The organism is Microbacterium sp., assembly GCF_051953575.1.
Taxonomy (GTDB): domain Bacteria; phylum Actinomycetota; class Actinomycetes; order Actinomycetales; family Microbacteriaceae; genus Microbacterium.
On record NZ_JBQCIP010000169.1, the window covers coordinates 1 to 11,416 of the forward strand.

The 11,416-nt window shown below is 70.1% G+C and carries 12 protein-coding genes and 4 tRNA genes; 8 read left to right on the plus strand and 8 right to left on the minus strand.

The window, feature by feature from the left end; translation table 11 throughout:
* Nucleotides 1-193: 193 nt before the first annotated feature.
* A complete protein-coding gene (locus tag ACTHNQ_RS10505) occupies nt 194-880 on the minus strand; it encodes a DNA alkylation repair protein (protein ID WP_440333322.1) in 687 nt (228 codons plus the stop codon).
* Nucleotides 881-930: 50 nt separating this feature from the next.
* Here ACTHNQ_RS10505 and ACTHNQ_RS10510 point away from each other — a divergent pair, with 50 nt between their 5' ends.
* The gene (locus ACTHNQ_RS10510; RefSeq protein WP_440333323.1) at nt 931-1,143 is read left to right on the plus strand and encodes a KTSC domain-containing protein; all 213 of its coding nucleotides are present in this window, start codon (nt 931-933) and stop codon (nt 1,141-1,143) included.
* Between the two features lie 43 nt (nt 1,144-1,186).
* Here ACTHNQ_RS10510 and ACTHNQ_RS10515 read toward each other — a convergent pair.
* From ACTHNQ_RS10515 to ACTHNQ_RS10525, 3 genes are all read right to left on the minus strand, one after another.
* Nucleotides 1,187-1,258, minus strand: a tRNA-Val gene (locus tag ACTHNQ_RS10515).
* A 26-nt stretch (nt 1,259-1,284) separates the two neighbouring features.
* Nucleotides 1,285-1,355 (minus strand) — tRNA-Cys (locus tag ACTHNQ_RS10520).
* Nucleotides 1,356-1,408: 53 nt separating this feature from the next.
* Nucleotides 1,409-1,481 (minus strand) — tRNA-Gly (locus ACTHNQ_RS10525).
* A gap of 156 nt (nt 1,482-1,637) precedes the next feature.
* On the opposite strand from ACTHNQ_RS10525, the gene ACTHNQ_RS10530 reads away from it, so the two are divergent.
* Nucleotides 1,638-1,713, plus strand: a tRNA-Val gene (locus tag ACTHNQ_RS10530).
* 42 nt (nt 1,714-1,755) lie between these two features.
* Here the strand turns inward: ACTHNQ_RS10530 and ACTHNQ_RS10535 are convergent.
* The 3 genes from ACTHNQ_RS10535 to zapE form a co-directional block, all read right to left on the minus strand.
* A complete protein-coding gene (locus ACTHNQ_RS10535; RefSeq protein ID WP_440333324.1) occupies nt 1,756-2,295 on the minus strand; it encodes a type II toxin-antitoxin system PemK/MazF family toxin in 540 nt (179 codons plus the stop codon).
* A 111-nt stretch (nt 2,296-2,406) separates the two neighbouring features.
* Nucleotides 2,407-3,675 carry an ammonium transporter gene (locus ACTHNQ_RS10540; RefSeq protein WP_440333325.1) on the minus strand — a complete coding sequence of 423 codons (1,269 nt, stop codon included), beginning with the start codon at nt 3,673-3,675 and terminating at the stop codon, nt 2,407-2,409.
* A 195-nt stretch (nt 3,676-3,870) separates the two neighbouring features.
* Nucleotides 3,871-4,899 (minus strand): cell division protein ZapE, encoded by a 1,029-nt coding sequence (zapE, locus tag ACTHNQ_RS10545; protein ID WP_018170879.1) that lies wholly within the window; start codon nt 4,897-4,899, stop codon nt 3,871-3,873.
* 191 nt (nt 4,900-5,090) lie between these two features.
* Here zapE and ACTHNQ_RS10550 point away from each other — a divergent pair, with 191 nt between their 5' ends.
* Nucleotides 5,091-5,996: a sulfurtransferase gene (locus tag ACTHNQ_RS10550; RefSeq protein ID WP_440333326.1), complete on the plus strand. Its 906-nt coding sequence runs from the start codon at nt 5,091-5,093 to the stop codon at nt 5,994-5,996.
* A gap of 44 nt (nt 5,997-6,040) precedes the next feature.
* Nucleotides 6,041-6,478 (plus strand): SufE family protein, encoded by a 438-nt coding sequence (locus ACTHNQ_RS10555; RefSeq protein ID WP_018170881.1) that lies wholly within the window; start codon nt 6,041-6,043, stop codon nt 6,476-6,478.
* A gap of 9 nt (nt 6,479-6,487) precedes the next feature.
* On the opposite strand, the gene ACTHNQ_RS10560 is transcribed toward ACTHNQ_RS10555, so the two are convergent.
* The gene (locus ACTHNQ_RS10560; protein WP_440333327.1) at nt 6,488-7,642 is read right to left on the minus strand and encodes an alpha/beta hydrolase; all 1,155 of its coding nucleotides are present in this window, start codon (nt 7,640-7,642) and stop codon (nt 6,488-6,490) included.
* Nucleotides 7,643-7,766: 124 nt separating this feature from the next.
* On the opposite strand from ACTHNQ_RS10560, the gene ACTHNQ_RS10565 reads away from it, so the two are divergent.
* From ACTHNQ_RS10565 to ACTHNQ_RS10580, 4 genes are all read left to right on the plus strand, one after another.
* A complete protein-coding gene (locus tag ACTHNQ_RS10565; RefSeq protein WP_440333328.1) occupies nt 7,767-8,354 on the plus strand; it encodes a DUF3000 domain-containing protein in 588 nt (195 codons plus the stop codon).
* Nucleotides 8,347-9,546, plus strand: coding sequence for a ribonuclease D (locus ACTHNQ_RS10570; RefSeq protein WP_440333329.1), 1,200 nt, complete (start codon nt 8,347-8,349; stop codon nt 9,544-9,546). Before ACTHNQ_RS10565 ends, ACTHNQ_RS10570 begins: the two co-directional genes overlap by 8 nt.
* Before the next feature lie 72 nt (nt 9,547-9,618).
* Nucleotides 9,619-10,824, plus strand: a complete 1,206-nt coding sequence (locus ACTHNQ_RS10575; RefSeq protein ID WP_440333330.1) for a thiolase family protein — start codon at nt 9,619-9,621, stop codon at nt 10,822-10,824.
* Between the two features lie 13 nt (nt 10,825-10,837).
* A partial coding sequence (locus ACTHNQ_RS10580) for an enoyl-CoA hydratase-related protein (protein WP_440333331.1) occupies nt 10,838-11,416 on the plus strand: 579 nt, incomplete at its 3' end.

Consider the following 11,416-nt stretch of genomic DNA (forward strand, 5'->3'; position numbering starts at 1 on the left):
TCGGGGAACAGGGCGAAGCCGTCAGCGGGATAGGGCACAGCGTCAGTCACGGAAACTCTCCTGGGAATGGCTCGGATCAAGGCTACTCAGCTTCGGGCGCACGCCGCGCCCCGCCCGCTCAGGCGTCGAGCGTTCGCGTGATGGTCGTGAGCGCCGCCGCGGCGGTCGACCGGATGAGTTCCACGCGTCGATTCTACCCAGTGACCGGGGCCGATCCGGCGCTCAGGTGCTTGAGCGCTTCGCGGCGTGTGAGGGCGCTGACCTCGTGCTCGTCCACGTACGCGCGCACCCACGCCGGCGCCACGCGGGCGTACTCGCGCAGCGCCCATCCGATCGCCTTGCGGATGAAGAACTCCGGGTCGGATGTGTTCGGGCCGATCGCGTCGGCCAGCACTTCGGGATCGAGTCGGATGCCGCGCCCGAGCTGCGACAGGATCGCGATGCGCCGGATCCACAGGTCGTCGTCGCGCGCCCACGCGTGGACCAGCGCGGCGGTGTCGACGGGCCGCGCGTCGTGGAGGTCGGCGAGGCGATGCGCCAGCTCGTCGGTGTAGTCCCACCACTGCCCCGTGCGCACCATGTGCTCCACGATCGGCACGGTGCGCGCGTCGCCCCTCAGCGCGCGCGGCGACAGGAGCGCCATGGCGGCGTACCGCTCCTCGCGGTGTTCGGCGGTGTCCCACAGCTCGGTCACCGCGGTCAGCAGAGTGGCGGCATTCGTTCCCTTCGCGGCCTGCGTCGCCACACGGCGGGCATCGGGGACGCGCACGCCGAGGAAGGGCATGAGCGACTTCATGTACGCCTGCTGGCCCGGCGCACGCTCCGGATCGGCGATGTCGCGCAGATCCTGCCTGATGCGGTCGACGAGCTGTTCGGACACGCGACCACCGTAGCGGCCGGCGTTCCGAGGTCGCGGCGTAGCCTGAGGCGATGCGACGAGACCGCCTCGACTCCAGCGCCATCGCATCGGCGGGTTATGACGCCGCCACGGCGGTGCTCGAACTCGAGTTCACGTCCGGCGAGGTCTACCGCTATTTCGCCGTTCCGCCGTCGATCCATCGCGGGCTCCTCGCGGCGGACAGTGCGGGCCGGTTCTTCCGGGAGAGCGTCCGCGACGTCTACCCGTCCGAACACGTGCGGTGAGGCGGGCAACAAAAAAACCCCCGGCGAACCGAGGGTTTCATCGTGCGCGATACTGGGATCGAACCAGTGACCTCTTCCGTGTCAGGGAAGCGCGCTACCGCTGCGCCAATCGCGCCTAAAGAGGCTATTGAGTTGTGAGCGAGGTGGCGACGGGATTCGAACCCGTGTAAACGGCTTTGCAGGCCGGTGCCTAGCCGCTCGGCCACGCCACCGCGTGTGGTTTGACCCCACGTGCTGTGATCCCTGGAGAGGATCCCTGCACTTGAGCGGATGACGAGACTCGAACTCGCGACCCCAACCTTGGCAAGGTTGTGCGCTACCAACTGCGCTACATCCGCATTTCGTTCCCTTCGCTCTCGCGCCGGGCACTTGTAAGACTTTAGCCGACGTTCGGCTGCATGCAAAACCAGATGCAGCCCGCGCGTGTCACACCGTTGTGGTTCGAGGCATGCCTCGGCATCCGGTACTATCGATACTCGTCCCCCTCGGGGCACGGGCGATTGGCGCAGTTGGTAGCGCGCTTCCTTCACACGGAAGAGGTCATCAGTTCGAGTCTGGTATCGCCCACCACCAGAAAACCCCCGGTTCGCCGGGGGTTTTGTGTTTCTGGCCTCAGTTGCCGACCGACCAGCCGTAGCGGCGGTGCAGGGCGTCGGCGACGCGGACGAACCGCTCCAGGTCGAGCGCGGCGGCCTCCCGGCGCATGCCGGCGCGGTGCACGAGGTAGAACTGGTCGATGTCGACCCAGGACGGCCGCCCCTGGGAGTCCCACGCGCCCGACCCGATCGGGAGGAAGTCGCGCTGACCGTCATGCGCCTTGCTGGTCAGCTTGACGGCGTACACCGTGTCGGCGTCCCGGCGCCCGATGACCAGCACGGGCCTGTCCTTGCCTCGGCCGTCGCGTTCCGCATAGGGCACCCAGGTCCAGACGATCTCGCCCGCATCGGGGTCCGCGTCGTGGACGGGCTTGTAGGTGATCCGCAGGGCCGACCGGTGGGGCGGATCGACCTCCACGGTCGCCGTGGCGCCGTACTGCCCGAGAGCCGCCTCCGGAGGCCGAGACGGCGCCGCCGGCGCCGGCGGCGCCGTCGGCGTCGTACGGCGAGCGGGCCGGATGAGGTTCAGCAGGGACGAGAGGATGCCGCGGGCCACGGGATCACGATAACGGCCGTGCGCGGCATCCTTTCGCCGCGGGCGCACGAACGCCGAAGGGGGCGTCGCGGCGGGGGGAACCGCGACGCCCCCTTCGGGGTGTTCCGGACGTCAGGCGCGCGCGCCCTCGAGCACGTAGCCCTCCTCGCCGTGCACGACCGTGTCGATGCCGGCGACCTCGTCCTCGTTCTTCACGCGGAACCCGATCGTCTTCTGGATGACCCAGCCGATCGCGTAGGCGAGGACGAACGAGTACACCAGGACCGCGACGGCGGCGATCGCCTGCACGAGCAGCTGTGTCAGGTTGCCGCTGTAGATGAGGCCCGTGGTGTTGGCGAAGAAGCCGAGGTACAGCGTGCCGAGCAGGCCGCCGACGAGGTGGATGCCCACGACGTCCAGCGAGTCGTCGAAGCCCCACTTGTACTTGAGCTCGATGGCCAGGGCGCACACCGCGCCGGCGAGCAGGCCGAGGACGATCGCCCAGATCGGCGTCAGCGCGGCGCAGGCCGGGGTGATCGCGACGAGACCCGCGACGGCACCGGACGCGGCGCCGACCGAGGTGGGCTTGCCGTCCTTGATCTTCTCGACCACGAGCCACGCGAGCAGCGCGGCGGCCGGGGCTGCGATCGTGTTGACGAAGGCGACCGCGGCGGTGCCGTCGGCAGCGAGCTCGGAGCCGGCGTTGAAGCCGAACCAGCCGAACCACAGGAGGCCGGCGCCCAGCAGCACGAAGGGCGGGTTGTGCGGGACGTGGACGCCCTTCTGGAAGCCGAGGCGCTTGCCGAGGACGAGGGCGAGCGCGAGGGCGGCCGCACCGGCGTTGATGTGGACCGCCGTGCCGCCTGCGAAGTCGATCGCGCCGACGCCGAAGAACTCCTGCATGCCGTACGTGATCCAGCCGCCGTAGGCGAAGCTGCCGTCATCGGCGAGACCGAAGTTGAAGACCCAGCTGGCGACCGGGAAGTAGACGATCGTCGCCCAGATCGCGGCGAAGATCATCCACGAGCCGAACTTCGCGCGGTCGGCGATGGCGCCGGAGACGAGCGCGACCGTGATGATCGCGAACGTCGCCTGGAACGCCACGAAGGCGAGCGGCGGGTACGCGGCGCCTTCCGGGACCTCCAGCAGGCTGGTGAGGCCGATGGCGGACCAGTCGATCGACCACGGAGCGACGAGGCCCTCGGAGCCGGGGAATGCGATCGCGTAGCCGTAGATGACCCACAGCACGCCGATGAGTCCGAGCGCGCCGAAGCTGAGCATCATCATGCTGATGACGCTCTTGGCCTTGACCAGGCCGCCGTAGAAGAACGCGAGGCCGGGCGTCATCAACAGGACGAGCGCAGCTGTGATGAGCATGAATGCGGTGTTGCCTTGATCCATCTCCGTGGAGAACCTCTCTGCGGTGGGACGCAGGATAGCGTCGGGTCCACTCAGTGTCGCGAGGCGCCGTTTCCGCAGCGGGCCATCCCGTGTTTCCCGTCGGTTACGCGAGGGCCCTGGGCGTAAACATCGTGTTTCGGCACGCCGAAGGGCGCCCGTGAATCGGGCGGGAACCGGCCGGGCGGGGTGGCGGGTTCAGGCGAGCGTGGATGCCACGAGACGCGAGATCGCGCGCAGGTACTTCTTGCGGTAGCCCCCGGCGAGCATCTCGTCGGGGAAGACGAGGTCGAGCGACGTGCCGGTGGCGCGGATCGGCAGCTGGGCGTCGTACACGCGGTCGATGAACGCGACGAAGCGCAGCGCCGCGGACTGGTCGGTGAAGGGCTGCACGTCGCGCAGCCCCACGACCGCGAGGCCGTCGATGAGACGGATGTACCGCGACGGATGCACGTGCGCGAGGTGGGCGACGAGGGCGTCGAACGCGTCGTCCGACACGAGGCCGGTGGTGGCCGCATCCGCGACGGTCGCCTCGTACTCGGCCGCCGACAGCACGGTCGCGTGTCCGTCGACGGCGCGGTGGCGGTAGTCGGTGCCGTCGATGCGCACGGTCTGGAAGCTCGCGGCCATCGCGTGGATCTCGCGGAGGAAGTCCTGCGCGGCGAAGCGTCCCTCACCGAGGGCGTTCGGCGGCGTGTTCGAGGTCGCGGCCAGTCGCGTGCCGGATGCCACCAGCTCGCCGAGCAGGCGCGTCATGACCATCGTGTCGCCCGGGTCGTCGAGCTCGAACTCGTCGATGCAGAGCAGGTCGGAGCCGCGGAACAGCTCGACGGTGTTCTGGTACCCGAGCGCTCCGACGAGCGCGGTGTACTCGATGAACGAGCCGAAGTACTTCCGGCGTGCGGGCATGGCGTGGTAGACCGACGCCAGCAGGTGGGTCTTGCCGACGCCGAAGCCGCCGTCCAGGTAGACGCCCGGCTTGATCTCGGGGCGCTTGGGGCGGCGGAACAGACCGCCCTTGACCGGCGCTCCCCCGCCGGTGAAGGCGATCAGGAGATCCTTCGCCTCCTGCTGCGACGCGAACGCGGGGTCGGCGCGGTAGGTGTCGAACGTCGCGTTCGCGAACTGGGGAGGCGGGACGAGCGCCGCCACCATCTCGGCGCCGGCGAGCTGCGGGGCGCGCTCCGTGAGATGGACGATACCGGTGCGGGTGGCGGAGACGGTCATGGGTGTCCTCTGTCGCGGTCTCACGGGAGCTGTGACGCAGTCTTACGTCGGTGCTACGCGCGGGCACGTGGGAATCTAGGGTCGGAATCGACGGTTCAACCCTAACCGTCAGCCCTGTGCCCAACGCCCGCCGTGAGGCGGGCGCCCGCACCAGCGCCGCCATCCCGGCGCACCGAACCGCAGGAGAAGCCATGTCCGTCGAGATCGACACGTCGTCCGAGAAGTTCGCCGAGTACGCCGAGCCGGGTCGCCTCGTCACCGGCGAATGGCTGCAGGCGCGGCTGGGGCAGCCCGGGCTCGTGGTGGTGGAGTCCGACGAAGACGTCCTCCTCTACGAGACGGGGCACATCCCCGGCGCCGTGAAGGTGGACTGGCACACCGAGCTCAACGACCCCGTCGTGCGCGACTACGTCGACGGCGAGGGCTTCGCCGAGCTCCTCAGCCGCAAGGGCATCTCGCGCGACGACACCGTCGTCATCTACGGCGACAAGAACAACTGGTGGGCCGCCTACGCGCTGTGGGTGTTCTCGCTCTTCGGCCACGAGGACGTCCGCCTCCTCGACGGCGGCCGCGACAAGTGGATCGCCGAGGGTCGGCCGATCACGACGGATGCCTCCCAGCCCGTGCCGACCGAGTACCCCGTCGTCGAGCGCGACGACTCCCTCCTGCGCGCATACAAGGAGGACGTGCTGGCGCACCTGGGGTCGGGACCGCTCATCGACGTCCGCTCGCCCGAGGAGTACGACGGCTCGCGCACGTCCGCTCCCGCGTACCCCGAGGAGGGGGCGCTGCGCGGCGGGCACATCCCCACGGCGCAGAGCGTGCCGTGGGCACGCGCGGTCGCCGAGGACGGCGGGTTCAAGACCCGTGCGGAGCTCGATGCCATCTACCGCGGCGAGGCGGGCCTCGCCGACGGCGACGCGATCGTCGCCTACTGCCGCATCGGCGAGCGGTCGAGCCACACGTGGTTCGTGCTCACGCACCTGCTCGGCTTCGAGAATGTGCGCAACTATGACGGCTCCTGGACCGAATGGGGCAGCGCCGTGCGCGTGCCGATCGTCACGGGCGCCGAGCCGGGCGAGGCACCGGTGCGCTGATCGGCAGCATCCTCCCCGTCCCCTGACGTGGGAAACTTGTCGCGATGACTGACGTGCTTCCCGAACGCCTCGCCGAGATCCGCGACGAGTTCCTCGAGCTGTCCGAGCAGGACCGGCTGCAGCTGCTCCTGGAGTACTCGTACGAGCTGCCGCCCGTGCCCGCCGACTACGAGGGGCACCCCGAGCTCGCCGAGCGCGTCGTCGAGTGCCAGTCGCCGGTGTACATCATCGTCGACGTCGACCGCGAGGGCATCGTCGCCATGCACGCGACGGCGCCGGCGGAGGCTCCGACGACGCGCGGATTCGCGAGCATCCTCGCGCAGGGACTCACCGGGCTGTCGGCCGCGGAGGTGTTGGCGATCCCCGGCGATTACCCCCAGACGCTGGGGCTCACCCGTGTGGTGTCGCCGCTGCGCATCTCGGGGATGACGGGCATGCTCCTGCGGGCGCAGCGCCAGGTCCGCGCGAAGTCCGCGGCCTGACCGCGCGTCTCAGGTCGCCGTGAGGCCCTGACGCTCCAGCCACGCGCGGATGCTGTCGGACCACCGCTCCTGGTCGTAGTTCCACAGCTTGGTGTGCCGCGCGACCTCGAACACCTGCAGCTCGACGAGGTCGGGCCGTGCGGTGACGAGATCGTGCGACGCGTCGGACGGGACGAATCCGTCGTCGTCGCTGTGCAGGATCAGGATGGGATGCCGCAGCTCCGCCGCGCGGGAGACGATGTCGAGCCGGTCGAGCGAGATCGGGCCGCCGGTGCGGGCCAGCGGGGCCGCCCACTCCGACTGCAGCGCGCTCATCGCGAAGCGGCTCACGGCACCGGGGACCCGCTCGGCTTTCGCGTGGTACTCCAGCACGACCCGCCAGTCCACGACGGGCGACTCCAGGATGAGACCGGCGATGGCGTCCCGGTGCGCGGAGTTGAGCGACAGCTGCAGGGCGATCGCCCCGCCCATCGACCAGCCCATGATGATGATCCGTCGCGCGCCCCGTCGCCGGGCGAACCCGACGGCGGCGTCGACGTCGCGCCACTCGGTGTCGCCGAGCGCGTACGTCCCGGTGCGGCTGCGCGGCGCCTCGCCGTCGTTGCGGTACGACACGACGAGCGAGGTGATGCCGAGGCCGTGGAACAGCGGGACGGCCCGCAGGCATTCGGCCCGTGTCGTCCCCCGGCCGTGGACCTGGATGACCCAGGTCTCGCCGTCTCCGGCGGGGAAGAGCCACGCCGGGCACGGTCCGACGGTCGAGCCGATGAGCTCCGGCGTGAACGGCAGGTGCAGCTGCTCGGGCCGGTCGAAGTACCAGCCGCTGAACGCGGCCTCCGGCTCCAGACGCGCATCGGACCCGACGTGCGTCAGCAGCTTGCGCTTCACGCTCGTCGCATCCTCCGACAGCACCGAGCCCAGCTTGATGTAGTCCGCGGTCCCTGTGGTGAACAGGCCGTAGCGACCCGGGAGCCCGGTGTCGGGGGTGCGCGACAGCGTGATCGTCTGCGCGGCGGTGTCGAGGGCGAGGATGCGGGTGTCGGGCTCGCGCCGCGCCGGCGTTACGACCCGGCGGGCCATCATCACGGAGCCCGCAGCAAGCGCTCCCAGCGATGCCGCGAGCCCGAGGCTCAGCACCGTCAGGGCGGCCTTGACGCTGAGCACGTAGGCAGGGGCGCGCAGCGCCTGAGCGGGGCGAGAGGCCCTCGGCCGGCTGCGTGTGGGTGTTGCGCCGTCTCTCGCGGCGCGCCTGGAGGCGACCATCGAGGCATCACTCTAGTCTGTCCGCGTGGCTGAGCAGCGTCCCCCCGCGGCACCTGGCTCGTTCGAGCAGGCGGCGGACGAGCTGCGTGCGATCGTGTTCCGCGATGACCTGACGGTGCGCGAGATCGCAGCGCCGCAGGGGCTCGCTCGCGACGCGATCGCGATCGCCGGAGACGTGCGCTCGGACGGCGGTGAGGACTCGCCGTACGGCACCGGTCGTTTCGTGCTGCTGCACGATCCGGACGAACCGGCGCCATGGAACGGGGCCTGGCGGATCGTGTGCTTCGCGCAGGCACCGCTCGAGCCCGAGATCGGCATCGACCCGCTGCTGGCCGACGTCGCGTGGACGTGGCTCACCGACGCGCTGGAGTCGCGGCATGCGATGTTCCATTCGGCCTCGGGGACGGCCACCAAGACGCTGTCCAAGGGTTTCGGATCCCTGGCCGCCGAAGGCGACGGCGCCCAGATCGAACTGCGGGCTTCATGGTCCCCCGAGGGCGCGATCGCTCCGCACGTGGAAGCATGGGCGGAGTTGGTTTGCATGCTGGCGGGTCTCCCGCCCGGCTCGGAAGGGATCGCGATGCTCGATTCGCGCAGGTCGCCGCGTGGCTGAATACGACGTCATCGATGAAGCCGGGCGTGCCGCTGAGGCCGCCCGTCGCCTTGCGGACGGCACGGGACCGGTGGCGGTGGACGTGGAGCGCGCCTCAGGCTTCCGCTACTCGCAGCGCGCGTACCTCGTGCAGGTGTTCCGCCGCGGAGCCGGGGTGTTCCTGTTCGATCCGCCGCCCATCGGCGACTTCCGTCCCCTCGAAGACGCCATCGGCGGCGAGGAGTGGGTGCTGCACGCCGCGAGCCAGGATCTGCCGTCGCTGCGCGAGCTCGGACTCGAGCCCCCGCGGATCTTCGACACCGAGCTCGCCGCTCGGCTGCTGGGCCACGAGCGCGTGGGTCTCGGCGCCGTCGTGGAAGACACGCTGGGGATCACGCTCGCGAAGGCGCACTCCGCCTCGGACTGGTCGACGCGCCCGCTCCCCCAGTCGTGGCTGGAGTACGCCGCACTCGACGTCGAGCACCTCGTCGACGTGCGCGACAAGCTGGCGATCGAGCTCGACGAGCAGGGCAAGACCGAGTTCGCGGCGCAGGAGTTCCAGGCCGTGCTCGAGCGCGAGCCCAAGCCCCCGCGTGAGGAGCCGTGGCGGCGGCTGAGCGGGCTGCACACCGTGCGCGGCCGCAAGGCGCTCGCGATCGCCCGCGAGCTCTGGACGGCCCGCGAGGAGTACGCCCGCGCAGAGGACGTCGCGCCTGGCCGCCTGGTTCCCGACCGCGCTCTGGTCGCCGCGGTCCTCGCCGACCCCAAGTCGAAGAGCGCGCTGGCCGCGGTGAAGGACTTCACCGGCAGGGCGAGCCGCACCCAGCTGGACCGGTGGTGGGACGCGATCGAGGCCGGCCGCGCCGTCACGCAGCTCCCCCTCGAACGCGCCACCGGCGGCGACACGCTCCCGCCGCCCCGCGCATGGGCCGACCGCAACCCCGAGGCGGACGCACGTCTGAAGGCTGCGCGCCCGCTCGTCGAGCAGCGTGCGGAAGAGCTGCACATGCCCACCGAGAACCTGCTCACACCCGAGCTGCTGCGTCGTGTGGCGTGGGCCCCGCCGCAGCCGCTGTCGGCGGCATCCATCGGCGAAGCCCTCGGAGAACTGGGTGCGCGCCCGTGGCAGATTGAGCAGACCGCACAGCTGATCGCTGATGCCTTTGTGGAATCCGTGCAAGAGGCCTCGAGGTCGTCGGAAGCCGCTTCGTAGGATCGGACCAACCGATTTCGTGAGACTCAGTCTCACCTTAGGCTGGGTGCAATCCCAAACCTTGGAGGCAGAGTGGCCGAGATCTCGGACGTCTTCTTCGTCGATGGCATGCGCACCCCGTTCGGGCGCGCCGGCGAGAAGGGCATGTACTGGAACACCCGAGCGGATGACCTCGCCGTCAAGGCGACGATCGGGCTCATGGAGCGCAACCCGAACGTTCCCAAGGACCGCATCGACGACGTCGCGATCGCCGCGACCTCGCAGACCGGCGACCAGGGGCTGACGCTCGGGCGCAGTGTCGCCATCCTGGCCGGCCTCCCCCAGACGGTCCCGGGCTTCGCGATCGACCGCATGTGCGCGGGCGCCATGACGAGTGTCACGACCATGGCGGGCTCCATCGGCGTCGGCATGTACGACGTCGCCCTCGCCGGCGGCGTCGAGCACATGGGGCACCACCCCATCGGCGGCAACGCCGACCCGAACCCGCGCTTCGTCGCGGAGCGCATGGTCGACCCGGGCGCGCTCAACATGGGCGTCACGGCGGAGCGCATCTTCGACCGCTTCCCTCACCTCACCAAGGAGCGCTCCGACCGCTTCGGCATGCTGAGCCAGCACAAGGCGCAGGCGGCGTACGACGCCGGAAAGATCCAGCCCGACCTGGTGTCGGTCGCGATCAAGGACGCCGAGGGCTCGTGGGGCCTGGCCACCGAGGACGAGGGCCGCCGCCCGCAGACCACGATGGAGGACCTCGCCGCGCTCAAGACGCCGTTCCGGCCGCACGGTCGCGTCACCGCCGGCACGTCCTCCCCCCTCACCGACGGCGCCACGATGTCGCTGCTCGCAGGCGGCGGCGCCGTGAAGGAGCTGGGACTGCGTCCCAAGATGAAGCTCGTCTCGTTCGCCTTCGCCGGCGTGCAGCCCGAGATCATGGGCATCGGCCCGATCCCGTCGACCGAGAAGGCGCTGAAGAAGGCCGGACTGACGATCGACGACATCGGCCTGTTCGAGCTCAACGAGGCGTTCGCCATCCAGGTGATCTCGCTGCTCGACCACTTCGGCATCGCCGACGACGACCCCCGGGTCAACCAGTGGGGCGGCGCCATCGCGCTCGGGCACCCGCTGGCGGCGTCGGGCGTGCGCCTGATGATCCAGCTCGCGGCGCAGTTCGCCGAGCGCCCCGACGTGCGCTACGGCCTCACCGCGATGTGCGTCGGCCTCGGCCAGGGCGGCTCGGTCATCTGGGAGAACCCGTTCTACGACGGCAAGAAGCGGAAGTAAGGGCAGCGCAGGAATGACGAACTACGACGACATCGACTTCTCGCCGATCCTCGCCCACACCGACGGCGAGGTGGTCACCCACTCCCGCGTGCGCGACATCCGTCTCGCGTCGGGCAAGGTGCTCGCACTCATCACCCTCGACAACGGTCGCGACCACACGCGCCCGAACACGCTGGGCCCCGCCACGATGTTCCAGCTCGGCGAGACGCTCGATGCGCTCAAGGCGCGCGCGGCGGCCGGCGAGATCCAGGCCGTCGGCATCACCGGCAAGCAGTACATCCTCGCTGCCGGCGCCGACCTCAGCGACATCAGCAAGGTGACCTCGAAGGACGACGCACGGCTCGTCGCGCAGCTCGGGCACAAGGTGTTCGGCAAGCTCGGCGACCTCGGCGTGCCGACGTTCGCCTTCGTCAACGGGCTCGCCCTCGGCGGCGGACTCGAGATCGCGCTCAACAGCGCGTATCGCACGGTGGATGCCTCGGCCGCGGCGATCGCGCTGCCCGAGGTGTTCCTCGGCATCATCCCCGGGTGGGGCGGCGCCTACCTGCTGCCGAATCTGATCGGCATCGAGAACGCCCTCGAGGTCGTCATC

Coding starts and splice junctions, on each gene's coding strand:
- ACTHNQ_RS10555 (WP_018170881.1), top strand. CDS start 6,041: ATGACTGACGTGCTTCCCGAACGCCTCGCCGAGATCCGCGACGAGTTC.
- ACTHNQ_RS10540 (WP_440333325.1), bottom strand. CDS start 3,675: ATGGATCAAGGCAACACCGCATTCATGCTCATCACAGCTGCGCTCGTC.
- zapE (WP_018170879.1), bottom strand. CDS start 4,899: ATGACCGTCTCCGCCACCCGCACCGGTATCGTCCATCTCACGGAGCGC.
- ACTHNQ_RS10550 (WP_440333326.1), top strand. CDS start 5,091: ATGTCCGTCGAGATCGACACGTCGTCCGAGAAGTTCGCCGAGTACGCC.
- ACTHNQ_RS10510 (WP_440333323.1), top strand. CDS start 931: ATGCGACGAGACCGCCTCGACTCCAGCGCCATCGCATCGGCGGGTTAT.